The sequence below is a fragment of the Chryseobacterium sp. NG-CE01 genome (genome assembly GCF_055695505.1).
The window spans coordinates 340897-366006 of sequence record NZ_CM146369.1 but is presented as its reverse complement, the minus strand read 5'-3'; the positions used below and the strand labels follow the sequence as shown (position 1 = coordinate 366006).

Here is a 25110-nt window from a genome sequence, read left to right as displayed (position 1 = left end):
TTTAAAATTTAGAAAAATGAAATTATTAAATACTAAAAATATCATCAAGTTATTAGCTGTTTTATTTATTGCTATTACTATTGTTTCTTGTCAGAGAGACGGATCGGCGGCAGAAGATGACCTTCCGCAGGAGGATCTTACCAATATTATTTTGAAAGTAAGAGATATCTCACCCGGAAGTACAGCTCCTGCAATAGCATATAATTACAGTATGGGAGCCGGAGGAGCTCCGTCTATAAAATTGGAGGATGGAAAAACCTATGAGGTGATTGCAGAGTTTAAAAACGGAAATGAAGATGCGACTCAGGAAATTAAAGATGCGAAAGACGAACACTTTTTAATTTTCAATTTCCCAAATTCAGACATCGCTTTGACACGTATTGATGATGCTTCTTCTACAAGAGCAGACGGAAAGCGTGTAGGACTGAAAACACAGTGGGTTGTTAATAAGGCCATTAAAAATCCTTCCGCTACTAGCCAGCTGATCTTTACATTATACCATGAGCCTGCAAGCGTAACGGAAGATGCTCAGGCGAGCGGAAACGGAGTGATTTTTGGAACACAGGTTGGCGGTGAAACCGATGCTCAGGCGAACTATACTATTACGAATTAAAATAATCTTTTAATATCCTTAATCTTGTTATCAGAACCATCGGAATTTTCCGGTGGTTTTGTATTTAAGATAAAACTTCAATAATATAAATTGAACCTATCCTAAAATTTGAAATTTTACTGAACTTCCATCCTCCGGGCTCTCCGAGGCAGAAATTTATATTTAACATTATTTAGCTTTTATGTTCATTTTAAATGAGTGATTTTCATAAAATTTTCCTATTTTTGCAACCTAAAATTTTAATCAATAATGAAGGTTACCGCACAAAACCATGATGATGTAAGTGCATTGCTTACAGTGACATTGGAAAAATCTGACTATAAAGAAAGAGTTGAAAAGCAATTAATTAATTATGCTAAAAATGCGCAAGTTCCTGGTTTCAGAAAAGGAAAAGTGCCTTTAAGTATGGTTAGAAGACAATACGAAGCCGGTATTGCATTTGAAGAAATCAACAAACAGGTTTCTGATGCTTTGAACAACTACGTAAACGAAAACAAATTAAGATTAGTGGGTCAGCCTGTTCCTCAGCCTGTAAACGAATTCGATTACAATGCTGATCAGTTGGAAGTGGCTTTTGAAGTAGGTTTCGAGCCTGAATTTACCATAGACCTTTCTAAGTACGAAGCGCCTCACTATAAAGTGGAAGCTTCTGAAAAAGAAATCAACAAGAGCATTGAAAACATGCAGAAGCGTTTCGCTGAGCAGGTTCCTCAAGATAAAATTACCAAAGATTCTTACATCGCTTTAGAAATTTCTCAGGTTGTGGAAGAAGACGCGGAAGGTGAGCACCACCACCATCCTAAAAATGCAACCATTACTGCTGAAAACAAAGAAGCTTTCAAACTGGTAAAAGGTCTGAAAATGGACGGATCTGTAAAAGTGTCTAAAGAAACACTTGCAGAAAATGAAGATTTGGCTAAAGAATTAGGATTCTCTAAAGAAGAAGTTGAGCACATGCACCACAATGAAGTGGAAGTAAAAGTAAAAGATTTCTATTCTTTAAACCTTGCTGAACTTAACCAGGAACTTTTCGACAAAGTATATGGTGAAGGAAATATTAAATCTGAAGAAGAATTAAAAGAAAAAGTGAAATCTGAATTGGATGAGTACTTCCAGCAAAATGCAGACGTTCACTTTGTAAATAAAGTATTGGAGCAGGTTTCTGAAAAAGAAGAAGTAAAGCTTCCTGAAGAATTCCTTGTTAAATGGTTAATATTCTCTAATCAGAACATCCAGTCTGAAGAGCAGGCTAAGCAAATTCTGGAATCTGAGAAAAACCAGTTGAAATACCAGATCATTGAAGGTAAATTAATGACTGATAACGAAATCCAGTTAGATTATGCTGATGTTTTGGCCCAGGCAGAGCAGTTGGTAAGAAACCAGTTGGCTATCTACGGAATCCACCACTTAGGAGACGAAGAAATCCAGAAATATGCTGTTGAAATGCTGAAAGATCAGGAACAGGTAAGACAGATCTCTTCTGAAGTTGCTATGACAAAACTGAAAGATATCATTCTTGAAAAAGCAACTAAAAAAGAAACAGCAATCTCTCACGATGAGTTTTTAGAAGAGCTTAAAAAATAATTTATTTTATTATAAATATGTTAAAACCACCAATTTTGGTGGTTTTTTTTATGATAATATCATCAAAAACTATCATTCAATATTCATATATTTACAGTCTAAAATTTATATATGAAAAAGATCATCATTCCGTTTTTTTGTGCTGTGCTTTATGCTGTCCCGGTAGCTGCACAGACATCAACCGCTCCCGCTAAAACGGAAGCTGTAAAATCTAAATTAACACCCAAAGAGGTTATTGATAATTACCTAAAAGCTTTAGGAGGAAAAGATAAACTTGAAGGCATCAAAACAACACTTATCGAAAATACCCTTACCGTTCAGGGAATGGATATTATGATGACTACCAAAAAGATGGGCAACAAATTCAAGTCAGAGCAATCTGTGATGGGGCAGAAAATGGTTCAGTTCTTTGATGGTGAAAAAGGATATTTTGAGCAGGGAGGCCAGAAAATGGATATCCCGGCTGATAAAATTGCAGATTTAAAGAAAAGCAAAGTTATCGACGCACTGACGTATGATCCTGCAACCTTCTCAACAGTTACCGTTGAAAAAATTGATGGAAAAGATTATAATGTATTAACCTCAGAGAAGGGTAAATTTTACTTCGATGCCTCTACAGGTTTGCTGTACAAGTCTTCCGCAGCAGAAGGGACGGCTCTTGTAAAAAGCTATATGACTGTAGATAGTTTAAAATTTCCACAGGAAATTGAAGCAGAAGGAAACGGACAGAAAGTGGTGATTAAGACTACTAAAGTTACACTTAATTCTGGTGTTTCTGATGCAGATTTCAAATAATTATTTGGATTTAAGATAATTAAACCGGGCTAGTCCCGGTTTTTTTATTGAATTCATATTTAACGAAAGTTTAACTAAACATCTTTTATACTTTCCGTTTGAATTAATATTTTTGCCAAAATAACACACATACAAATGATAAAAAAATTAACGAAAACAAACTTTCTCTTCCATTTCCGGAAATATTCCACAGCAATCCTGAAAAATTAACGGTATTTAACGGTATTTAACTTTAAATAATATTTTTATTATTTCCTCGTTATGTGAATAAATGATATTTTTGAACCATAAAAATTAATAATCAAACATATGAAGAAAATGCTATCTTCATTTGCAGTAGTATTTCTGATCTCTGCAAATGCATTCGCACAGAATATTCCTACAGATCCTGCTGTAAGAATCGGTACTCTTTCAAACGGAATGAAGTACTACATCAAAAAAAATACGCTTCCCGAAAAGAAAGTAGATTTCAGGTTGGCCATCAATGCCGGATCTATTCTTGAAGACGACAATCAGAGAGGTCTGGCTCACTTCATGGAGCACATGAACTTTAACGGAACAAAGAACTTCCCTGATAACAAACTGGTTGATTTCCTGCAGTCCATCGGGGTGAAATTCGGTCAGCACCTTAATGCCTATACAAGTTTTGACGAAACGGTGTATATGCTCCCCGTGCCTCTTGATAAACCCGGAAACCTGGATGCGGGTCTGAAGGTAATGGAAGACTGGGCTTTTAATGCAACACTTTCCGATGAACAGATCAATAAAGAAAGAGGTGTTGTTCTGGAAGAATTAAGATTAGGTCTTGGAGCCGACAAAAGAATGGCCGATAAGTACCTTCCTAAATTGCTGTACAATTCCCAATATGCGAACCGCCTTCCGATAGGTAAAAAAGAGGTGCTGGAAAACTTCAAGCCGGAAGTGATCAGACAATTCCATACAGACTGGTACAGACCGGATCTTATGGCTATTGTAGTAGTAGGAGACATCAATGTAGACGAAGTTGAAAAGAAAATCAAAGACAATTTCAGCAAATACAAAAATCCTGCGAAGCCAAGAGAAAGAAAAACATTCGATCTGCCGAATCATAAGGAAACGTTGGTAGCGATTGAAACGGATCCTGATGCTACAAGCTCAATGGTTCAGTTTATTATGAAGGATTCCGAAGCTTATCAGCCTGATGTTACGGTAGAACAGTACAATCAGAGTATTATTGAAAATCTTACCTCTACAATGCTGAATAACAGGCTAAGAGAGCTTGTAAACTCTACAAATCCTCCTTTCACTTACGGGTCTGTTTATCATGGTGGCACCTACGCTAGAAGCAAGGAAGGATTTCAGGGATTTGCAATGGTAAAAGATGGCGGTCAGCTTAACGCCCTGAAAGTTCTTCTTGAAGAAACGGAGAGAGCAAAAAGATTCGGATTTACACAAACTGAATTAGACCGGGCAAAAGCGCAGATTTTATCAAATCTTGAAAGATCATATAATAACCGCGACAAAACCGAAAGCGACAGGCTGGTTGATGAATATGTAAGAAACTTTCTGGAAAAAGAACCGATCCCGGGAATTGCATGGGAATATGAAGATACAAAGAAATTCCTGCCATCCGTAACGCTGGCTCAGACCAATGAAGTAATTAAAAAGTTTGTAAAGGATGACAGCAGGGTAGTGGTAATTACCGGTCCTAAAAAAGATAATGTGCCGATGCCGTCACAAGCCATGGTTTTAAATATGTTTGAGAGCGTGAAAATGGCAGATCTTAAACCTTATGAGGAAAAAGAAACCATTAAAAATCTGGTAAAGCCATTCAAATCAGAAGGTAAAATTGCAAAAACGGAAACCGATGCAAAACTGGGAACAACAACCTGGACATTAAGCAATGGCGCTAAGGTAACGTTCAAAAAAACAGATTTTAAAGATGATGAAATTGTTTTCTCTGCGAGAAGTATGGGCGGAAGTTCATTAATCAATGATACGGATTACAATAAGACACAGTTTGCTTTTCCTGCGCTTTCGGAGGCCGGTGTAAACGGTTTTTCCAAGTCAGATCTTACCAACTATCTTGCTGGTAAACAGGTGAGTGTAAATCCTATGGTAAGTTCTTTATTCGAAGGAATGTCCGGGCGTACTACCCAAAAAGACCTGGGCACGGCAATGGAGCTTATGTATGCTTATTTCACAGGACTGAATTACAATCCTGATGCATTTAATGCCTACAAAACGAAGCAGTCTGCAATGCTTGACAATCTATTGTCGAATCCGCAGTTTTATTTCTCCAGTGAGCATGCGAAATTCATGAATCAGAAAAATCCGAGATTTATCGGGATTGTTCCTCTGGAAAAAGAATGGGCGAATACGGATTACAAAAAAGCATATGATATCTATAAAGAGAAATTCAGCAATGCCGGAAACTTCCATTTCTATTTCGTAGGAAATATTGATGAGGCTAAATTTAAAAATGAAGTGCTTCAGTATATTGCAAGTCTTCCGTCGACTGGGAAATCTACCAACTTTAAGGATACAGGATACAGACAGATGACAGGAGATTTTACCAGAACTTATAAAAAAGGTAAAGATCCTAAAAGTATGGTAACCATCTCTTATGCGGGTGAAGCACCTTATAATGAAAAAGACGCATTGGCTTTGGAAGCATTGGGAGAAGTGGCAACCATTAAAGTAATTGAAAAACTGCGTGAAGACGAAAGCGGAATCTATGGTGGAGGAGCAAGAGGCGGAATGTATAAAGTGCCTTTCAACAATTACAGTTTCAGCATCAGCTTCCCTTGCGGTCCTGAAAATGCGGAAAAGCTTACTAAAAGCGCAATGGCAGAGCTGCAGAAGCTTATTGATAAAGGACCGGAACAGAAAGATCTCGACAAGTATAAGGAAGGAGAATACAACGATTATAAGACCAGCCTTAAAGACAATATGTACTGGATGAATGCTCTTACCAAAAACCAGATGGATGGAAGCGATAAATACGAAATCCTGAACTATGAGGAAAAAGTAAAAGCGCTGACAATAAAAGATCTTCAGGATGCAGGTAAAAAGTATCTTACAAAAGGAAGAGTTGTGGCTACCTTAATGCCGGAAGACGGCTGGGAAAATGCTAAAAAAGAGGAAGCAAAACCAGAAACGACCGTAATGAAAACCGGAGCGGCGCAATAAAATTAATCCCCTCCTTATAGAGGGGGATTTTTAATATTTGTATATATTGTAACAACTTCAAAACACTTCTCATTCTAAAATGCGGACGTTGTTTTCATCAATACAACTTTATATTCATTAAATTTTCGATCTCCTCAATGTTTAAAATCTTTATTGAATATTGTTCTGCAAATATTTTAAAATAATCCAAATATCTTCTTTCTATATCAAATATTTCTGGAAGCATAGCAGTTATTTTATAGAAATAACCGTTACTCGCTCTATGTATAAAGTTTATATCAACATTATATCCCACATCCGTAATTTTTTGAGCAAACTGCATAAAGTTAGAATCATGTTCTGCAAAAATATATTTATCTATAAATATAGTAGAATTTTGTTCTTTCTTTAAAGATTTATTCTTTACCTCGTCAATTACTGATTTTTCAACTTTTACATCAATATATTTTTGAATTGTATTTAAAAAATTAAAAGGCAGGTAAGAATAATAAATTTGACCTGCATCCTTTAGAAATTCCTTTCTTAATTCAGGTCTAGGAGATATTATGTTTTTACTTTTATCTAAAAGCCACCAATCCTCTTTATTATCATCAGTAATAAAAATACATGGTTTATTTTCTTTTTTTGACTTTTTTATTAAGTCAATCCAAATTATATAATCCCCATATTTTTGTATTTCAATCGGTTTATCATCATCTTTATATCCTGGCGGAATTTTATCTTTATAACGCTTCTTACCCTCAGCTATAATTTTGTCATATTCATAAAACTCCTCACCAACATTTTTGAATATTGAATTAATCTTAGATAATATTTTATCTTCTTTTTTCAAATTTTCATATTCATTCTCTTTATCTTTTAATTCTTTAATAATAGTGTCAAATAAAGCAAGGTTTTCAGCACTTAAAAAGGGATTTCTATTCTTATTTTCAAAATCCTGCTTAATAATTGTAATCTTCTCTACCATTTCTTTATATGAGTTCTTCTGAACACTAATTTCATTTAATCTATTAGTAAAAAACTCATTTGCTATTTGATAAGGTAAATAAATTCTATGCTTTATTTTTTCTAAAATATCAAAAAATTGATTTGTGGTGTTTTGTGAATACCTATAAAAATTTATCAGAACATTTGTATCTAATACAAAATAAGCATTTTTAAAGAGCTCATTAAATTCTTTTTCATTGAGAGGCAAATAATGCCCAAATTTTTCTATCATTTTGTAACAGTATTATATTTATCCCAAAACATTTTCACTTTCTCTTCAAACACAGTCAATGAACCCAAACTATTCACCTCGTTAATAATCGTATTTATATCTTTTTTAGTTTCAGAAGTATTTGCAATCAAACTTTCAGTTTTACAATTAACAATAAGTAGCCATAACAGATAGAATTTATTAAATGTTCTAATATTTTCGGACGAAATTAATTTATCTAACTCCTCACTTAATTCTTTTTTATCTACATCTAAAATTTTTTTTAGAGTTTCTAAAAATACATTTTCAAATAAATTGATTTGGTCTATAAGCTTTTCTGTACTATCATGTTTTTCCAGAAGATTTGTAATATTACTTTTAGGATTAATTCTAGCTTGAATCTTATCACCCGACAAGAAAATTTCTAAAAAAGAAGAAATATCTTTATATGTTTTTTTTGATTCATCATATTTTAAATATAAATAACAAAAGCTTGCTATTAAGCCTTCATTATCCATCCTTTTATTGTTTTTTCGTAAATAAAACCAACTATCATTATGATGAGATACTTCTTTTATTTTATCAATTATTCTTCTATCAATATAAGAATTCCACATTTCAAATGTATTTTCTTTAATAGGAAACGGTTTTGAATTTAATCTTAGAAATAAATCTATAGGTTCAAAAAATTTATTATCCTTTTGCTTAATTTCAATTATCCATAAATCAAAATCTAAAATTTTATCTTGTTGATGTTTTGGAAGGTCAATAAATCTTTTCCTATCGTATTCTTTTAAAATACCATTTTTAAGATTAAGTGCGAATGAATTCTTTTTTGATTCTACTAGTTTGCCCTTTTCATTTGTATATTTCTTTCCAATAAACCCCAAAATAGACAAGAGCCTTTGTTGTCCATCTATAACTTCTGAGACACCGTCATTTCTTTTAAATATAAATATAGGAGGTAATTTTATACCTAATAAAATACTCTCTATAATAGCAGAAGATTTTGCTTGATTAATGACTTCTTCTCTTTGATACGGGGGTCTGATTAAAAATCTATTGCTTTTCATTTGCTGCATTACATCTTCAATTGTAATTGAAGTTGCATCAGGCTTATTTAATCTTAAAGACTCAAACTTTTCAAGTGTGTTGGTATTCGTTTTTACTCTATTAATATCTATATTCCTATTTTCTTCCTTGAATTTATTATTATTTTTAAGATAGTCTGTATAATCTATTCCATATAGATCTGTAAAAAAAGTTGCTATAGTGCTATATCTAGTAAGTATTTCAGATGCAAAAGAATGTCTTTCTGTTTTAAAATCTTCAATATTTATTCTAATAAAATCGGCTAATCTATCTAAATTTTCTTTCTTTGATAAATCTTTCGTATAATTTACATCTGGAGATTCTCTTTGTGCAATGGTAATAGCCCAATACAAGCATTCAAAAATAAGTCTATTACTTGCAACTTCATTTTTCTTTAATATATTTTTTATCTGTTCTAAATAATTTAATTTATTAGTAAAATCACTAAAAATACTTTCACTATCTACATCATTTTCTTCATAGTGATATTCATAAAATTTATTTAAAACTTTGTCTTTTTTATTAGAATAATAATTTATAGGTATAAAATTCAATACTAAAAGCTTTCTGATTTCTTTAAGAATAACTTCAATACTTGAATTATCAAAATAAAAAACATCTCTTATAATATCTTGAAGCTTTCTATTTGATTCAATATTTTTTTTAAAATATGAATTTAATTCATTCTCAAGGAATTTAGCTTTATCAATTTCTGTAGATTTTAATGGCGTAATGCCTGTATTATATCGCTTAAAAATTTCTCTTTTTACAACTTCTTGCAGTTCACTATTGCTTTCATCAATAAAACTAAACTCAATTAGCCTAAGCTTTGTTTCCCAAAATGTATTTCTTATTTCAGGAGCCAAATCTTGAAATTTTTTATTTTTAAGGTCATCGAAAATATATAAACCAGTTTGTGTTAATTTTTGTTTACTATCAACTTTAACAAAATTATAAATTGTTTCGTACCTCTGTCTTCCATCAATTACTTCAATATAATCTTGTGTTTTAAAAAAGATTAAAGGCGGAATTTCTGTACCCAATATTATACTCTCAATGAAATAAGTTGCTTTTTCATTATCCCACACATAGTTTCTTTGATAAGATGGCTTATAATTTGTCTTTTCAAGTCTTCTTTGATTGCTAAACATGGTTTCGATTCCCATAACTTTAGGCTCCACTTTAATTTTCTTGAAAAGATTTTGAATATCCATATTTTGTAGTTTTACCAAAAATATGAAAAAGTATTTTAAAAATAGAATTTATATTTTATAGACATAAGCATATAATAATCAATCCAAGCACTTGATCTTCTGTAATTATAATATTTCAATTACTACTATGTGACTAATCTTAAAAATCGATACAGATTATTAGAAAAATAATATAGTCGAATTGTATTAAGTTGTAAATCAGTATATTGTTTTAAATATAAATTACACAATACACTTAAACCTTACACTCTCAAACTTCCATCACGAGCCATACTCTTTCTTCCACTCTTCAGCAGCTCCGCTCAATACCTCATAAAAATCTTCACCATATTTTCTAATGAGAGGTGTCTTCAGGAATTTATACACAGGAACCTGAAGTTCTCTTCCCAGAGTACATGCATCATTGCAGACACTCCATTCATGATAATTTAAAGCTGTGAAAGAAGAATATTCCGTGATACGAATCGGGTATAGGTGGCAGGAAATAGGTTTTTGCCAATCTACGGCGCCGTCTTCATAAGCTTTTTCAATACCACATTTGGTAATGCCTTTTTCATCGAATGTTACATAAGCACATTCGCGGTCTTCCACCATTGGAGTTACATACATGCCGTCCATAGGATCCGTGGTCCATGTGCCCTGCTCTTCCAGTGCTTTTATACCTTCCGGAGTAAGATAAGGTTTTATTTTATCAAAGATATTATCTAAAATCTCCAGCTCATCTTTATCTAACGGAGCTCCTACATCTCCTTCTACACAACACGCACCTTTACATTTTGTAAGGTTGCAAACAAACTCTTCGGAGAAAATCTCCTCGGAAATCAATTTATCGTCAATCTGAATCATAATCTTTTAAAATAAATCAAAATAAGTTCCGGCTTTAAAACCGATTAAACTGAATATAACTAACCACAGACTTACCTCCTGCATCCAGTATTTCGGAAGAAATCTCAGCATTCTGCTGATAATAATCGTGGCCGGAAAGGCAAGCAGCAGCAGGTATTCATAGGCTTTATTCATGTACAGAATAATGGTGATCAGCTGGGCAACAGAGAAAACCAGCAAAAAAGTATATTTGTACCTGCTGACAGGGCTTTTCTTATTGTAATTCCTGAAATGGTCGTACACTGCATAAATCAGCATCAGTACGATGGGGATTAATGGCAGCAGCCCTTCATAGTCTGTTACCAGCTTCATTTTTCCGAAGGGGAAATAATCTGTATTCCAGGAAGTATAATTCACAAAAAACATTACTGAAAAATAACTCAGAACAATCAATATAATTCCCAGCAGAAACCTGAAAATATTCAGGCCTATTCTTTCGGACGTGGCAATAACGTGAATCATTACAAAAACAGCCATAGGCCAGGTCGTGGGAAGAAAAATAAAATTCAGTGCTACTATGGAGCCTACCAGAACATACGATTTTTTTCTGAGATCTTCATTAGTGCTGGTAAGCAGCAACAGCAGAAAAGAATTCGTAAGCAATGCAACCGCAAGTCCTATATCAAGCTTACCGGGATATAAACCAAAAATAAAAAATGTATATAAGAATAGAGGCAGGTGCGTCTGATAATTCAGAGCAATGCTGTGAAAACAAAAATACCCCAATGCAATACCCAAAAAAGTAATTATGGCAACAATAGCTTCATATGTGTTGAAATTCAGTAAATTAAAAGTTATTACGATTAAAAGAAGAAACCCAATATAAACCGGGATTGAAAAAATATTGCTTTCTTTTGAAAGTAATTTAAACATTTTTTATAAATTTGTACAAAGTTAATTTAAAAAAGGAAAATAATGACGTCTTTCTTTCTATTCTTAAGCAAAGTTTTCAAATGGTCGTTTGGTTTTTTTGATGCATTCGGAAACGTGTTAAACTGGGTTTTATTTATTGTTTGCTGCGCATTGTTTACCTACTGGTGCTATGTTTTGGTGTCTACTCTTGGTAACAATAAAGACAAAGACTACTATTCTCCAACGGAAGGTAAGTTTCCTTACTATGATCCGAACATCTATAAAAAAGAAGGTTAATTAATTGGTTATATAGTAAAAAGCCGATCAAATTCTGTTTGATCGGCTTTTTTATGACTAACGATTAAAATTTTATGACTTATTCATGAACAGGCAATACCAGTACAGGGATTTTTGAATCTTTGGTGATCCCTTTCGTTAGGCTTCCCACGAAAACGTCATAAATTCCGCTTCTTCCGTGTGATCCCATGACGATAAAGTCTGCATTTTTATCCTGAGCATGCTCAAGGATAATATCTTTGGCGATTCCCTGCTTCAGGATATGTTCGCAATCTATATTGTGCGCAAGAATTCGCTGCTGGATTTTATTAAGCTGCACCAGCTCTTCTCTGATCTCATTTTCCTCAACTTCCGGGAAATACTGAAATCCCATATCACCAATCGCAAAACCAATGTCTGACGGTGCTACGTGGATGAGAAAAATTTTGCCGTTGATCTGCGTTGCAAATTTCACGGCGCCTTCTACAAGCTGTTCTGTTTTGTCCCCAAAATCTACGGGTAATACAATATTTACCATAACCTTTATTTTGTCTACTAAAGTTAAGAAAAATATGGCAAATGTGGTGCTAAATTATTTACAATATTCGGATATCAAGCACTTTTTGATCTTCCAGATACGCTTCAAGAATGTCGTGTTCGTTGATCTTGCCTACGCCTTTAGGAGTACCTGTGAAAATAAGATCACCAACCCTTAATGTAAAATACTGCGAAACAAAAGCGATAATGTCATCAATCGTAAACATCATATCTTTCGTATTTCCGTCCTGAACCTTTTCTTTGTTCTTTAATAACGAAAAATTCAAAGCACTTAGATTGAAGTCTTCCTTTTTAAAGAAATTTCCTACTACTGCAGAGCCATCAAAACCTTTAGCCAGTTCCCACGGTAAACCTTTGGATTTCAGTTCACTCTGGAGGTCTCTGGCGGTAAAATCTATTCCCAGGCCAATTTCATCATAATGTTTGTGGGCCGTTTCTTTCTGTATGTATTTTCCTCCTTTTGAAATTTTTACCACGACTTCCAGCTCATGATGAACATCATCAGAAAATTCCGGAATATAAAAATCATTACCTTTCAAAACTGCAGTGTCGGGTTTCATAAAGATAACAGGTCTTTCCGGGATTTCATTTCCCAGTTCCTTTGCGTGTTCGCTGTAGTTTCTTCCTATACAGATTATTTTCATAATTTTTTATTTAGCATTGCGAGAAGCTACTGCGACGAAGCAGTTTCATCTCACATTATTTAATAAATTTTATTTCAATGATAGTAAACTTCATCCTCCATCCTCCAACTTCCTTTCTTTTTTAAGAGCTTTTTCCCGCTTTTCACTATATCTTTTTGGTTACGGGCTCCGCTTTGCTCCGCCCGCAACCAAAAAGATGCCGTTGCAATCGGGGCTATGAGAGGTGAATGGTTCAATTTCCGTGGGGAAGTTATGAATGGTAACCCTTCAGGAAATTCATTGTGAGACAAACTCAGCATCTTCACTTTTATCAGTCATTATTGATCACTTACCGATCATTTTAACCACCCCGTCAAAAATTCTTCGAATTTTCGCCACCCCTCCAAAGGAGGGGAATGGTAACTCTTTGTTGTGATATAATCTTGTTTCAGTAACAACTAGTCCACTGCTCATTTGCTGGGTATTATAGTTTATGATGAGCCTGCCGAAGTACCTTTCGAACAAAAGATATCCACAATAAATTCAAAAATCCTTTGCAGCTTTGCGTTAAAATATTAAAACTATATATATTTTCTCTATGATATGCTAATGAGTAAACTCGTTTCCGCAATAATAACAGACAAATTTATGGCTCGTTAAAATAGAGATTCCAAAGAAACTTGTTGCGCTGTCGTCCCTATAAATATGGTTGGAACCGCATTTCGGACAGACAAAATCAAATTCTGGATCTGAAATCGTATGTTCCACTTCCAGAGAAAACTGCTCATTTTCTTTATACTCTTCCAAAGCCTGCTGTGCTTTTTCAAGATCTTCCTCAAAAACCTGCAGCTGAATGCCGCCTACAGCCTGCGCCAAAAGCCAGTCCGACTGGATCAGCTGCTCATTCGCAATAAAGCTGTTGATACCGCTTTCCGCCAGAATCTGCTTATCTCTGTTGGCCTGAAGTGCCGTTTCGTAGAATTTGAATTTTACCAGTTCGCTCATTTTAAAATCTGCTTGATAACTGAATTTATTTTATTGTTTTTTCAACATTAACTGAGTCCGGATGCGGGATTTTCACTATCGTTTTTTGCTTTGGAAATTAGTGCATCAAACTTATCCAATTCTACATTTAATCTCGTAATAATACTTGTGATAGCTGGAGAGGAAGATGGTAAAATTTCCGGCATATTTTCTATTGCCGAAATAAATCTTCGGTATTTCGCTGTTACAGGTTTACGCAGTCTGTAGAAAGGGTTTATATCTGCCAATTCCTTTGCAGCATCACCACGATCTTTATAGAAAGCTTGAAAACTCTCATTGCTATTTTTTAAATATACAATTTTGGAAGATAAATTAAGTATTGTAATTTCGTTTGTTTTTGCATTCAGCGCAGAAATAAGGTTAGTAAGAACGGCCGTTTCTCCATTAAGGTTGAATTTTGGAATTTTACTTCCTCCAAAATTTTCTATAATGGTAAGTAATGAAATCGCAGCATCGGCTTTAGTGGACTCTTCATCGTTATATGTTTCGCTTTCCAAAAAAGATTTCAGTCTTATAAAGGCTCTGTCTCGTTTTTTATCCAATGCTACCACCTGCTGTGTTTCTTCGGTAAGGCTTTCTTTTTTAAATGAAAGCTTCATCTGCGGGATGTCTGCTTTTAGTGCCGCTGAAATTGTAGATAATAGGGGTTCGGTATCAGAAATGGCAATCACATTTTCTATTAGTTGATAAAAATCTTTGTTGTTCAGTTTTTCGAGATAAATTTTTTTTACTTTTTCCATGTTTTTATAATATAGTTGTTTTAAAATATCGATCTGTTCTTTAATATTTTAATTGATGTTAGCATTGTCTTGAAATTTGTGACAAATTTACAAAAGGCTCAATCCGGTTATAATACATCTTTTTGTACATTAATGTAAGCATCAGCTTACAAGAACGTATGTAACGAATAATTGATGAAAGCTCCGTTTTGTTGTCGTGAACAATGAAGCAATTTGCTGAATTGTTCTTTCTGTCCCGCTGAGGTATCCGGTTTTTAATTGAGAGATTCAGCCTTAAAAACAGCATTTTATCTATTCTATAAGTTTCTGCTGTTACTCAAAATATATTTCATCACCTATTTTTTTGCTAAAATAATAAATATCAACCAATGTGTGATAAAATTATAGCGAAAGGATACAACATATTTTAGAAATTATTTGCAAATTTGGCGCACACAAATATTGCTAATATCCAGGATGAAATTTATCCTTTACAATAAATTTTAAACTCAAATTATCAAACATGAGAAAAAGTATTTCTACTGCTGTATTTTTCCTTTTCTTTGGAAGCAGCTTGTACGCACAAAGCGTAATTTTTGAATATGATGAGGCAGGCAATCAGGCATTCCGGGGAATATGTGACGGCTGCAAAAATTCTAATTCAGATTTATTTTCTAAAACACAACCGCAGGCATCTCAGCCCAAAACTATTGCTCAAAAAGTCGCGAATAGTGTACGTGCAGCTCCTGTCCCTGTAAAAACAGATTTAACTGTATTATGGGATAAGGAGGTGAATGACTATATCACGAAAATAGAACTTCTGCCTTATAATAGCTTTAAGATTCTGAGTTTTGTAGATGTTAGAACACTTAATAATACCTCCTATATTTTCCGCATGGAAAGTTATCCTTATGGGGTATATTATCTCAAATTCTATCTCTCAGACGGTAGCGTTTATACCAGAACAGTAACAAAAAATTAGAAGCACATTATGAAAAAAATTATTATATTCCTTACTGTCCTATTAGGGTTTTACAATCTATATGGGCAGAACAATTTCCATGATACACAGGGGAAAGTAGAAGTAAATGCCGGAGGGCAGCTTCAATATACGCTTCCTATTACTCTTCCTCCGGGGGTAAAAAATGTTTCGCCTAATATCAGTCTTATGTATTTAAGTAATTCCAGCAATGGTATTGCAGGATATGGGTGGACAGTCTCAGGCATTACCTCCATCACCAGAACAGGAAAAAGCATTGAACGGGACGGGGACATTAAAGCAATTCAGCTGGATTACTCAGATTCTTACAGCTTTAACGGGCAGAGGCTTATTCTTGCACCAAATAGCCCTGCTGCTTACGGACAAGATGGTGCTACCTATGTAACAGAAAAATTTTCTAATATAAAAATAAGATCTTTAGGAACATATCCTGTTAATGGGCAATTCGCCGGACCCGCAGAATTTGAAGTGACATTTGAAGATGGCTCCCAGGCGTGGTATGGAATTTATAAAGCAGGTACCAGAAATAATGTTACGGTAACATCGCCTTCAGAATACAATATTGTAAAATGGAGGGATGCGCAAGGAAATTATATCTCATACAATTATGAGTATACAGCTCATTCGGGAGGGTTTAATTTTCCCGGGACACTTAGAATATCCTCTATCTTTTGGGGAGGAAATGAACTCCTGAATAAACCCCACTATAATTCGGTCGAATTTACTTATACGGAAAGAAATTTAAAAGAACAGGCCTATATTCAGGGATTAAGATTTATCCAAGATAAAATTTTATCAGGTATTATCGTAAACACGAACGGCTCACAATTTAGAAAATATCTGGTTGAATATACAAATAATGGCACCAATTATCAGTTTCTGAATAAGATTACCGAATATAACGCGAATAATGAAGCAGCAAATCCTGTGACCTTTACATATCCCAACAGAACAGGAACCAGTATTGCCGGAGCAAATTTTGGCTCTTCAACATTAGAAGACGTGAAACTGACGGGTGACTTTAACGGAGATTCATATATAGATTTCATAATGTCTAATGGTACGGTGAAATTAGGTGCATTTAACGATAATTATACTGAGGTTGCTACCAATAAAGTTTTTAACACGGAGGCAAAAGTAGTAACCACGATGATTGATGAAGAAGGACAAATCTACAATGGAAACGGAATTGTTCAATATGAATCCGGGAAAGTTGTAGGGTATATTTTCAGAGCAAATAATTTTGTCAAAGTATTTGAAAAACTGGTATATGCTGATCCTAGCTGTATAAATCAGGGTAATAACAGTTGCAGTCTACAAATGGCTTCATTCAATGAAGGGGATATTAACGGAGATGGTATTTCGGATGTATTTGTAACGATTAATAAAAGGGTAGGGGAATGGGTTGAGATGCCTTGCAATGGCACAACACCAGTTATTGGAGTAGGAATAGATGACGGAGGGCCATGTTACGGATTTCAACAATATACCCAATTAGTAGGAAATTTTATAGTTGATTTGAAAAATGCTAACAATCCATTGTATTCTTATACGCTTGATTCAGGAATTACTGACAGTCAATATACCGATCAGAAATATTTGGATGCAGACGGTGATGGAAAAGTTGATATAATTAATATTTCAAATACTTCTTATACAGTATTTGAATTTGCAAAAATATCGGCTACCGAATATCTTAAAAGAATAAAATTCACAGGCAATTTAGCTGAAACCAAAGGAACGGGCTTTCCGGTACTTTTTGGTGATTTTAATGGTGATTCAAAACTGGATTTCACTTTGCCTCTTACTGAAGGAAAAACGGGAAAAGATGACTGGAGGTTTTACATAGGTACGGGAACAGGATTTAACAGCTTCCGAAGAAATGATTTCTTAGTATATAAAAATGTTTCCACTACAAATAACGGATACTGGTTACAATTCAGCAAAACATTTTATTCGATATCAGACCTTAATTCTGATGGGAAATCAGATATAGTACAGGTGTATTCGTATTCAAACTCATCCGGAAGCAGTTACAGGACAATTGGTGTTACCGTCAATTCAATTACTTCTAATGGCACCAATATGACTGATGGCAGCATTAATTTCGATTTTGAAAACATCTATTCTTTTCCTTCACCGGGAACTTACACCTTAACTCAGCCTTATGATGATCTCTCCATATATCAGCCTATTACCAACACAATAAGATCAAATAATAATTATTACAATGTTTTCCTGTTTAGAAAAGATGCTTTGCTTAAGATAAAAGCACCTACTCCCATCGCAGAATTGTCCCGCATAAAATCGATTTCTCAAGCTGGGCTTACTACTTCTGTTACTTATGCAGAGCTAAATCCGGATACAAATTCTAATTATTATAAAAAGGAAAAGAAAGAATACTATCCTTTCTTTTCTATGCAGCGGGCAGACCAGTCTTATGCTGTAGTGCAGTTACAGCAGGCGGGCAGAAAACAGGATTTCCGATACAGGGGTATGACCGGGCATTTGCAGGGAAGAGGGATGTTAGGGTTTAACCGGTCAGCGCGCTCTTCATGGTATGCAGATGGTTTTGAGAATACCAAAATATGGTCTGGTGTAGAAACAGATCCACAAAATGAAAGCGTTCCCGTAAAAGAATGGTCCATAAGAACCAATGATGAAAGCAAAATATTCCCGGCAGATATTTCAGAAAATAACACTCAGCTTCTCTCTTATAAAGGAACAATTTATCAAACGGATAAGCTTTTAAACGGGCAGGTGGTAACTACAGTTCCGGATGCTGATAAGCCAAAAGTTGTAACGGCTATTGTTCCTACAATCACAAAGACAAAAGATTTTATAACCAATACTCTTGCAGTAAGCACTATTTCTTATGGCAGTTATTATCTTCCGTCACAAACAGTATCCAATATCAACAACGGGTATGCCATCAATACGACGACTTATGAATATCTCCATAATCTGGCAGGAGTTGGAGGCAATTATTTTACCGGGCGGCCGCTCTCCAAAACAGAGCAGGTTACAGCGTACGGAGACACTCAATCTGCCAAAGAAGAGTACACCTATGATAATAATCTGCTAAAAACAGTTAAGAAATGGAATAAGAATAATACAGGCTATACCTTAGACACCTATTTCTATGACGGTTTTGGAAACATCACTCAGAAAATAAGCACCAATTCTGTAGATGGCCAAAGCATTACTGAAAAATCGCAGTACGAAGACAAAGGGCGTTTTGTTAACAAAAAAACGGATAATCTGGGGCTGGAAACATCGTTTACGTACAACAATTGGGGGCAGACCCTTACCCAGAAAGATCCTTTTGGGAATATGCTTACGAATGCATATGATAACTGGGGTAAGCTAATTTCCTCTACGAGTACGCTCGGGGGTACAACTTCCTATACTTACGAAAGGCTTTCCGGTAATGCAGGTACGAAAGTATCAGAGTTTTTGCCGGACGGGGATGTGAAGATCGTATATACCAATACGCTGGGACAGAACTATAAAACAACCACTAAAGCATTTGTACAGGGGAAATATATTTCCGCAGAAATACAATATGATATATTAGGAAGAAAACTGAAAGAATCCGAACCCTATTTTGAAGGGCAGTCTGCATCTCAATGGAATACTATTGCTTATGACGATACGGTGTACCCTGCCCAAGTAACGGCGACTTCTTTTAACGGTAAAAAGATACAAACCACTATCTCGGGCTATACCACAACTGTAAAAGAGCTGAACGGTTATAACAGAACCACCAGCAAAACAACCGATGCTTTAGGAAACGTAATAAACGCTACAGACAAAGGTGGAACCATTGTATTTTCTTACAATGCAGCAGGGCAGCAGATAAAAGCAAAATATGGTGATAATACAGTAATTACAGGGTACGATGATTGGGGAAGAAAAATGAGCTTTCATGATCCTGCTAACGGTCTGTACAACTATGAATATACGGGCCTCGGAGCCATTAAAAAAGAGATCAGCCCGAAAGGATATAAAGAATACACTTACGCATCCAACGGATTACCTGTGCACGTAAAAGAAATTTCTAACGATGGTGTTTCTACTCAAAAAAATTATGAATTTGAGTACAATCCTTACGGGCAGATCGCAAAAAAATATGGCGAAGCCAATGGCAGGTATTTTGCGCAGAACTTTACTTATGCTACAGACGGAAGGCTTACGGCGCATGCAGAACAGTTTGAGGGGAAAACATTCTTTAAAGATGATATACAGTATGATGCACTGGGCAGGGTTTCGCAGTTTCATCAAGGCTTGCAATCTCAGGGTGGTACAACTCAAGTAACCGTACAGAATAACTACAGCAGCTGGAACGGAGACCTGGAAAACCTATCCGATGCCAACAGCGGGAAAACCCTTTACCAATTGCAGGAAACCAATGCCAAAGGACAGGTACTGGCTGCATCACTGGGAAATACCCAGATCAGCAATCAGTATGACAGCTTTGGTTTCTTGTCCCAGGTGTCTCATGTTTCCGGAAGTGCGGATTTGATGACACTGAATTATAGCTTTAATGCCATAAAGAATGAGCTGAACCATCGTTACCACAAGAATTTCGACATCGACGAAGTTTTCGAATACGATGACAACAACAGGCTGGTTAACTGGACCAATCCTAAAACAGGGCAATTGTCTTTTAACGAATATGATGAGACAGGAAGAATAAGATACAACGACCAGTTGGGAGAAATAGGGTTCAGTATTGGCGGAAATCCGTACCGGGTTACGCAAATGAAGCTGAATGCAGAAGGAATACAGAATTATGACCTCAACGGGCAGAGTAGGGTGCTTCAGAAAATTACCTACAACGAAAACAACGATCCGGTAAAAATAGACGGTACCCGTGGCGACTATGCTTTCGGATACGGATTGTCTGAAAGCAGGCAGATCATGTACTACGGTGGAAACTTTGAGAAAGAGCAGGAAGCCAGATACGCCAAGTATTACAATGAGGGTGGCGATGCCGAGATTATTATCGACCAGAAGAGCGGAAAAGAAAAGCATATCCTCTACATCGGCGGCTCGCCGTATGAAAGCAGCATTATCTATGTTAAAGATTTTAATGAAGACAAAGGCTATAAATTCCTGCACAAAGATTACCTGGGGAGTATTCTTGCCATAAGCGATGAAGAAGGCAATGCCGAAGAACGCAGACATTATGATGCATGGGGTATCTTTACCCATCTGCAAATAAAAGAAGGAGGCATACTAAAAGGTCAGGCATTAGAAGAGTTTTTGACAAACAAAGCCATGCTGATAGACCGTGGCTATACTTCCCACGAGCATCTGCACGAGGTAGAGCTTATCCACATGAACGGAAGGCTGTATGATCCGCTGCTAAGAAGATTCCTGAATGCAGACGAAAATATACAGGATCCTGCCAATACCCAAAACTACAACAAGTACGGTTATGTAATGAATAACCCCTTGATGTATAATGACCCGACTGGGGAAATATGGGCAGCAGGTTTCTTTTTATCGTACGTAGTTCCTGTAATTTATGGTGCCATTGTAGGCGCGGTAATATCTGCCGGAATTTATACGATAAAATCTTTGATAACCAATAACTGGACTTGGGGAGGCTTTGGTAAAAGTTTGCTGGTAGGCGCTGTCACGGGGGCTATTTCCGGAGGATTTTCTTCTACCTTTGCCGCTACGGGAGTTAGAGGTGCCGTGGTCATGGGAAGTGTACAAGGTGCGATAGGTGGAACTGTAGATGCCTTGGTAAATGGTAGAAATTTTGCTAAAGGTTTTTATACAGGAGGAATAATAGGAGCAACAATGGGTGCCGTGAGTTATGTAGTATCTAGTTTCGCATCTTATTATAGATCTAAAAAGCCAGATTTCATTACTTCTGCTGAATTAGAAAGTCAAGAATTAGATTATGCAGATGCTGATAATAGTTCAGGAAGCGCAACAAATGATGGACAAGGCGATGTATTGAATTGGTTTAACGAAAAAAATGATGGAGGTCTTTATAAAGTTGCAAAAAACGATCCAGGTGTTCCTGAAGGAACAGTTAGGATTTACGCACACGGAAATGCAAAAGGTATACAAGGAGCAGATAGATATTGGATTGATACTCCAGAAAAATTTGATCGAGTTTTAATGGAAAGAAGTCCTGCGTGGCGAAATTACAAGAAAAATGGAGGTGCTATAAGAATAGAATTGATGTCCTGTAATACAGGAAGGTGGAGTAATGGTTTTGCAAGTAAACTTTCAAAAGCATTCAGATTTTCTTCAGTTTTAGCACCTAACAATTACTATGTTGCTGCAAGAAGTGGATTTTCAAGTTGGGTAGCAGGTCAATATAATTTGATCAATCCTGGAAAATGGAATTACTTCATCAATGGGCAAAATTTAAGTAACACCGGTTTATTCACTCCAATATATAAAAGCATATTCGATAAATAATGAAAAATATTATAATCTTATCAATGATGTCGTTGATCTTAATGACAAACTGCAATAAAAACAGAAAAAATATCATGAATAAAAATGAACGGTTATCTAAGAATCAAGACACCACCAAAGTTATTTTAGATACCGCTTCGGTTTTTAAAAATATTCAAATAGAAGAGTACAAAAAAAAAGTCATTAGTAAAGGAGATCCTGATTCGTTTACTAAACTTATAATTCATTATGGTAATATTCCTGATTATAAGGAGTTAAATAAATATGCCTTGATAATGGCAGATAAATACAATAGTGGCGATGGATACAATATGGTTTTCGAATCTATAATTGCAATGAATAATAATAACGAATATTATGATACTACAGATTTTGCAAAGCTTAATGAAGAAGCAAAAAAAGAAGCTTTAAAGTATTTGGAAAGAGGAGCTAAACTAAATGATATTAATTGTATGTCTAAACTTCAAGAAATCTACAGAAATGGAATTGGGGTTAATAAAGATTTAAAAAAAGCGGATGAACTTAAGAAAAAAATAGAAAAGTTGTAGTAATAATTCCGTTCTTATTAATTTATAAAATGAAAAAGAATTTACAGTATTTAGGAAAGATATTCACAGTAATACTTATTTGTCTGTTAGCTTTATTTATTTACAAACTTGACACTGTAAAAACAGATAAAAGAATAAAAGAGAAAGCTGTTAAAGCACTAAAGGGAAAAAAATATTCGTCATTTTCGGATAGAAATGATAACCAAGTTTCTACTGATATTTCTTTAGATAAAAATAAAACAGATACAGTATATTGGCAATGTAATATAAATGAGTGTGAAAATTTTAAATTGATGCAAAAAATTAATTTTCATATTGGTGATGGATATAGCGGGATAAATATTAATGTTATAAAATTATCAAACAAATACAAAACATTCATTGAGCATTATAGCGATATTAGTGAAAGTTCAAAAAAGTACTCTGTTGAGAGTCAAAGCTTAATTTTAGATAAAACAGGTTATAAAAAAGGAGATAGTATGTATGGTAAAATAGATTTAAAAATAGAAGAACAGATTAATAATAAAAATTTCATTTACTACGTTAAAGGTTATTTCAAAGGTAAGATAGAATAGAGAAATAAATGGGTGTCAACTGAAATAAAAATAGAATATGGAGGTGCTGTTTGCATTTTTTCAGTTGTTCTAAGACTACATTTGATAGACATTACAAAAAGTAATTTATTTTATAAAAGAAAATATTACACAACTATGAAAAAAACAATTTTAGTAAGTCTTGTGGCAATGTCTCAATTAGCATTTTCACAAGTAAGCTTATCCAAAAATAAGCTTGTAAAAGACGGGCAGGCCTATAAGGCTTCTCAGTACAAAGAAGTGTTTCAAAATGAACAGGCTTTGATGTATTATAAAAAGTACAGGGCCAACAGTACCGTATCTCAGATTTTCGGGGCAATAGGCGGTGGCTGTATGGGATATGGACTGATAAAAGTGTTAGACGGCGGCGAAAAGCTGGTGAGTGTAGACCAGTATGGAGTAGCCCATACAGAAAAAACCAAAAATGAAGGCTGGAGCATGGTAGGGATTGGAGCTGGTTTGATTGCCATAGCCATACCTTTTGCTATTTCTTCAAAGAAGAACCTGAACAAAGCCATAGATACGGAAAATGGTAAAGAAACAGCTTTCCGGCCTTACTTTAAGCTGGAAAATGCAGGTGCAGGTGTGGCACTTAGCTATAATTTCTAAGCATCATTTTATAAAAACCGACTCCGCTACAATATCTTAGCGGAGTCTTTTATTTTTCTGGAAATTATTTTTTCAAAAGCTGTTCAATGATCTTATTCTGAGCTTCTACCAACTGGGTGATAGATTTTAGATTTTGCATTAATGTTTCCAACAATTCTGGAGATTGAATATTGACGGTATCATTACCTATAATGAAAGCCGTTCCTTTATTTTTTTCAATAGAATTAATATTGGTTGCTTTATCATCAAAGAAATCATATACGCTGGCATCGTAAAACTCTGCCAGCTTTACAATATTTTCCATAGAAGGTTTTGCTTTATCATTCTCCCATTTGTTGTAAGCATTTTGGGATACGTTAAGTTCTTCCGCTATTTGTTCCTGCGTAAGTTTTTTCTCCCTTCTAAGCCTGCCGAGTTTGGTGCCGAGTGTTGCCATAATCTCAATTTTACGCTAAAATAATAAAAAGCAATGAAATTTGATGAAATTACAGTTAAACTTCATCCTTTAAAATCTGCTTGATAACTGAATTTTTGTAAAAACTTTTTTCGTGTACAATGGAAATTCAGCATTCTGAAGCCAACCGTAGTATCCAAGATCTTTCTGGAAAACAGACTTCACAGTTTGTCCCTTGTATTTTCCAAAAGCAAAAATTTCCTCTCCGTTTTCGTTGAAATGAATCATTCCTGCAAGATCTGCAAATTTATTCTGTGACGAAAAACTGCTGAGCTCTGCAATTTCATTGGGTACATCGTCATATTTCCCGACCTGTGCGTCCAGCACCTCAAAAGTTGCCATTACATCAGCTTCAGCAGAATGCGCATTTTCAAGTGTTTTTCCACAATAAAACTGATAAGCAGCACCCAGGTTCCGGGGTTCTTTTTTAAAGAAGATTGTCTGTGCATCCACAAGTTTGAATTTGTTTAAATCAAAATCAATATCTGCCCGAAGCAACTCTTCAGCTAACAGAGGAACGTCAAACCGGTTTGAGTTAAAACCGGCCAGATCTGCTCCTGTAATCATTTCCATTACTTTATGAGCAATTTCCTTAAAAGTAGGAGCTTCTTTTACATCCTCGTCGTAGATCCCGTGAATTTCGCTGCATTCTTTAGGGATAGGCATTTCCGGGTTTACCCGCCATGTTTTGCTTTCCCTTGATGCATCAGGATTTACCTTCAAAATACAGATCTCAACGATCCTGTCTCTTCCGATGTTCGTTCCTGTGGTTTCTAAATCAAAAATGCAAAGCGGTTTATGTAATTTTAAATTCATTTTGAATTGCTTTTAGCTA

20 protein-coding genes are annotated in these 25110 nt (G+C 35.1%); 10 read left to right on the top strand and 10 right to left on the bottom strand.

The window, feature by feature from the left end; genetic code table 11:
* Window positions 1-16: 16 nt before the first annotated feature.
* From ACYT6F_RS01740 to ACYT6F_RS01725, 4 genes are all read left to right on the top strand, one after another.
* Window positions 17-613 carry a hypothetical protein gene (locus ACYT6F_RS01740; protein WP_472599611.1) on the top strand — a complete coding sequence of 199 codons (597 nt, stop codon included), beginning with the start codon at window positions 17-19 and terminating at the stop codon, window positions 611-613.
* Between the two features lie 249 nt (window positions 614-862).
* Window positions 863-2197: a trigger factor gene (locus ACYT6F_RS01735; protein ID WP_472599610.1), complete on the top strand. Its 1335-nt coding sequence runs from the start codon at window positions 863-865 to the stop codon at window positions 2195-2197.
* Window positions 2198-2308: 111 nt separating this feature from the next.
* The gene (locus ACYT6F_RS01730) at window positions 2309-2992 is read left to right on the top strand and encodes a hypothetical protein (RefSeq protein ID WP_472599609.1); all 684 of its coding nucleotides are present in this window, start codon (window positions 2309-2311) and stop codon (window positions 2990-2992) included.
* Between the two features lie 309 nt (window positions 2993-3301).
* A complete protein-coding gene (locus tag ACYT6F_RS01725) occupies window positions 3302-6163 on the top strand; it encodes a M16 family metallopeptidase (RefSeq protein WP_472599608.1) in 2862 nt (953 codons plus the stop codon).
* A gap of 97 nt (window positions 6164-6260) precedes the next feature.
* Here ACYT6F_RS01725 and ACYT6F_RS01720 read toward each other — a convergent pair whose 3' ends face one another.
* The 4 genes from ACYT6F_RS01720 to ACYT6F_RS01705 form a co-directional block, all read right to left on the bottom strand.
* The gene (locus ACYT6F_RS01720; protein WP_472599607.1) at window positions 6261-7382 is read right to left on the bottom strand and encodes a PIN domain-containing protein; all 1122 of its coding nucleotides are present in this window, start codon (window positions 7380-7382) and stop codon (window positions 6261-6263) included.
* Window positions 7379-9667, bottom strand: a complete 2289-nt coding sequence (locus tag ACYT6F_RS01715; protein ID WP_472599606.1) for a GmrSD restriction endonuclease domain-containing protein — start codon at window positions 9665-9667, stop codon at window positions 7379-7381. Before ACYT6F_RS01715 ends, ACYT6F_RS01720 begins: the two co-directional genes overlap by 4 nt.
* Before the next feature lie 261 nt (window positions 9668-9928).
* Window positions 9929-10513, bottom strand: coding sequence for a DUF3109 family protein (locus tag ACYT6F_RS01710; protein ID WP_472599605.1), 585 nt, complete (start codon window positions 10511-10513; stop codon window positions 9929-9931).
* Window positions 10514-10519: 6 nt separating this feature from the next.
* Window positions 10520-11425 carry a DUF6427 family protein gene (locus tag ACYT6F_RS01705; protein WP_472599604.1) on the bottom strand — a complete coding sequence of 302 codons (906 nt, stop codon included), beginning with the start codon at window positions 11423-11425 and terminating at the stop codon, window positions 10520-10522.
* Window positions 11426-11467: 42 nt separating this feature from the next.
* On the opposite strand from ACYT6F_RS01705, the gene ACYT6F_RS01700 reads away from it, so the two are divergent.
* Window positions 11468-11701, top strand: coding sequence for a DUF6341 family protein (locus tag ACYT6F_RS01700; protein ID WP_472599603.1), 234 nt, complete (start codon window positions 11468-11470; stop codon window positions 11699-11701).
* Window positions 11702-11780: 79 nt separating this feature from the next.
* Here the strand turns inward: ACYT6F_RS01700 and ACYT6F_RS01695 are convergent, their stop codons facing one another.
* The 4 genes from ACYT6F_RS01695 to ACYT6F_RS01680 all read right to left on the bottom strand — a co-directional run bounded on the left by ACYT6F_RS01695 (window position 11781) and on the right by ACYT6F_RS01680 (window position 14645).
* Window positions 11781-12218, bottom strand: a complete 438-nt coding sequence (locus ACYT6F_RS01695) for a universal stress protein (RefSeq protein ID WP_472599602.1) — start codon at window positions 12216-12218, stop codon at window positions 11781-11783.
* Window positions 12219-12276: 58 nt separating this feature from the next.
* A complete protein-coding gene (locus ACYT6F_RS01690; protein WP_472599601.1) occupies window positions 12277-12882 on the bottom strand; it encodes a fumarylacetoacetate hydrolase family protein in 606 nt (201 codons plus the stop codon).
* A 585-nt stretch (window positions 12883-13467) separates the two neighbouring features.
* Window positions 13468-13866, bottom strand: coding sequence for a putative signal transducing protein (locus tag ACYT6F_RS01685; protein ID WP_169229364.1), 399 nt, complete (start codon window positions 13864-13866; stop codon window positions 13468-13470).
* Between the two features lie 47 nt (window positions 13867-13913).
* Entirely contained in the window at window positions 13914-14645 is a 732-nt protein-coding gene (locus ACYT6F_RS01680) for a DUF6261 family protein (protein WP_472599600.1), read from the bottom strand.
* Between the two features lie 502 nt (window positions 14646-15147).
* On the opposite strand from ACYT6F_RS01680, the gene ACYT6F_RS01675 reads away from it, so the two are divergent.
* From ACYT6F_RS01675 to ACYT6F_RS01655, 5 genes are all read left to right on the top strand, one after another.
* Window positions 15148-15606, top strand: coding sequence for a hypothetical protein (locus tag ACYT6F_RS01675; protein ID WP_472599599.1), 459 nt, complete (start codon window positions 15148-15150; stop codon window positions 15604-15606).
* 9 nt (window positions 15607-15615) lie between these two features.
* The gene (locus ACYT6F_RS01670) at window positions 15616-22071 is read left to right on the top strand and encodes an RHS repeat-associated core domain-containing protein (protein ID WP_472599598.1); all 6456 of its coding nucleotides are present in this window, start codon (window positions 15616-15618) and stop codon (window positions 22069-22071) included.
* A gap of 74 nt (window positions 22072-22145) precedes the next feature.
* Window positions 22146-22619, top strand: coding sequence for a hypothetical protein (locus tag ACYT6F_RS01665; RefSeq protein ID WP_472599597.1), 474 nt, complete (start codon window positions 22146-22148; stop codon window positions 22617-22619).
* Window positions 22620-22648: 29 nt separating this feature from the next.
* Window positions 22649-23194: a hypothetical protein gene (locus ACYT6F_RS01660; protein ID WP_472599596.1), complete on the top strand. Its 546-nt coding sequence runs from the start codon at window positions 22649-22651 to the stop codon at window positions 23192-23194.
* A 135-nt stretch (window positions 23195-23329) separates the two neighbouring features.
* Window positions 23330-23821: a hypothetical protein gene (locus ACYT6F_RS01655; RefSeq protein ID WP_472599595.1), complete on the top strand. Its 492-nt coding sequence runs from the start codon at window positions 23330-23332 to the stop codon at window positions 23819-23821.
* 64 nt (window positions 23822-23885) lie between these two features.
* Here the strand turns inward: ACYT6F_RS01655 and ACYT6F_RS01650 are convergent, their stop codons facing one another.
* The gene (locus ACYT6F_RS01650; RefSeq protein WP_472599594.1) at window positions 23886-24257 is read right to left on the bottom strand and encodes a helix-turn-helix domain-containing protein; all 372 of its coding nucleotides are present in this window, start codon (window positions 24255-24257) and stop codon (window positions 23886-23888) included.
* 69 nt (window positions 24258-24326) lie between these two features.
* The gene (locus ACYT6F_RS01645; RefSeq protein ID WP_472599593.1) at window positions 24327-25091 is read right to left on the bottom strand and encodes an exonuclease domain-containing protein; all 765 of its coding nucleotides are present in this window, start codon (window positions 25089-25091) and stop codon (window positions 24327-24329) included.
* Window positions 25092-25110: the final 19 nt, after the last annotated feature.

Bases quoted from the DNA above. Each gene is read 5' to 3' on its own strand.
- ACYT6F_RS01740 (WP_472599611.1), top strand. From the start codon at position 17: ATGAAATTATTAAATACTAAAAATATCATCAAGTTATTAGCTGTTTTA.
- ACYT6F_RS01735 (WP_472599610.1), top strand. From the start codon at position 863: ATGAAGGTTACCGCACAAAACCATGATGATGTAAGTGCATTGCTTACA.
- ACYT6F_RS01730 (WP_472599609.1), top strand. From the start codon at position 2,309: ATGAAAAAGATCATCATTCCGTTTTTTTGTGCTGTGCTTTATGCTGTC.
- ACYT6F_RS01725 (WP_472599608.1), top strand. From the start codon at position 3,302: ATGAAGAAAATGCTATCTTCATTTGCAGTAGTATTTCTGATCTCTGCA.
- ACYT6F_RS01720 (WP_472599607.1), bottom strand. From the start codon at position 7,382: ATGATAGAAAAATTTGGGCATTATTTGCCTCTCAATGAAAAAGAATTT.
- ACYT6F_RS01715 (WP_472599606.1), bottom strand. From the start codon at position 9,667: ATGGATATTCAAAATCTTTTCAAGAAAATTAAAGTGGAGCCTAAAGTT.
- ACYT6F_RS01710 (WP_472599605.1), bottom strand. From the start codon at position 10,513: ATGATTCAGATTGACGATAAATTGATTTCCGAGGAGATTTTCTCCGAA.
- ACYT6F_RS01705 (WP_472599604.1), bottom strand. From the start codon at position 11,425: ATGTTTAAATTACTTTCAAAAGAAAGCAATATTTTTTCAATCCCGGTT.
- ACYT6F_RS01700 (WP_472599603.1), top strand. From the start codon at position 11,468: ATGACGTCTTTCTTTCTATTCTTAAGCAAAGTTTTCAAATGGTCGTTT.
- ACYT6F_RS01695 (WP_472599602.1), bottom strand. From the start codon at position 12,218: ATGGTAAATATTGTATTACCCGTAGATTTTGGGGACAAAACAGAACAG.
- ACYT6F_RS01690 (WP_472599601.1), bottom strand. From the start codon at position 12,882: ATGAAAATAATCTGTATAGGAAGAAACTACAGCGAACACGCAAAGGAA.
- ACYT6F_RS01685 (WP_169229364.1), bottom strand. From the start codon at position 13,866: ATGAGCGAACTGGTAAAATTCAAATTCTACGAAACGGCACTTCAGGCC.
- ACYT6F_RS01680 (WP_472599600.1), bottom strand. From the start codon at position 14,645: ATGGAAAAAGTAAAAAAAATTTATCTCGAAAAACTGAACAACAAAGAT.
- ACYT6F_RS01675 (WP_472599599.1), top strand. From the start codon at position 15,148: ATGAGAAAAAGTATTTCTACTGCTGTATTTTTCCTTTTCTTTGGAAGC.
- ACYT6F_RS01670 (WP_472599598.1), top strand. From the start codon at position 15,616: ATGAAAAAAATTATTATATTCCTTACTGTCCTATTAGGGTTTTACAAT.
- ACYT6F_RS01665 (WP_472599597.1), top strand. From the start codon at position 22,146: ATGAATAAAAATGAACGGTTATCTAAGAATCAAGACACCACCAAAGTT.
- ACYT6F_RS01660 (WP_472599596.1), top strand. From the start codon at position 22,649: ATGAAAAAGAATTTACAGTATTTAGGAAAGATATTCACAGTAATACTT.
- ACYT6F_RS01655 (WP_472599595.1), top strand. From the start codon at position 23,330: ATGAAAAAAACAATTTTAGTAAGTCTTGTGGCAATGTCTCAATTAGCA.
- ACYT6F_RS01650 (WP_472599594.1), bottom strand. From the start codon at position 24,257: ATGGCAACACTCGGCACCAAACTCGGCAGGCTTAGAAGGGAGAAAAAA.
- ACYT6F_RS01645 (WP_472599593.1), bottom strand. From the start codon at position 25,091: ATGAATTTAAAATTACATAAACCGCTTTGCATTTTTGATTTAGAAACC.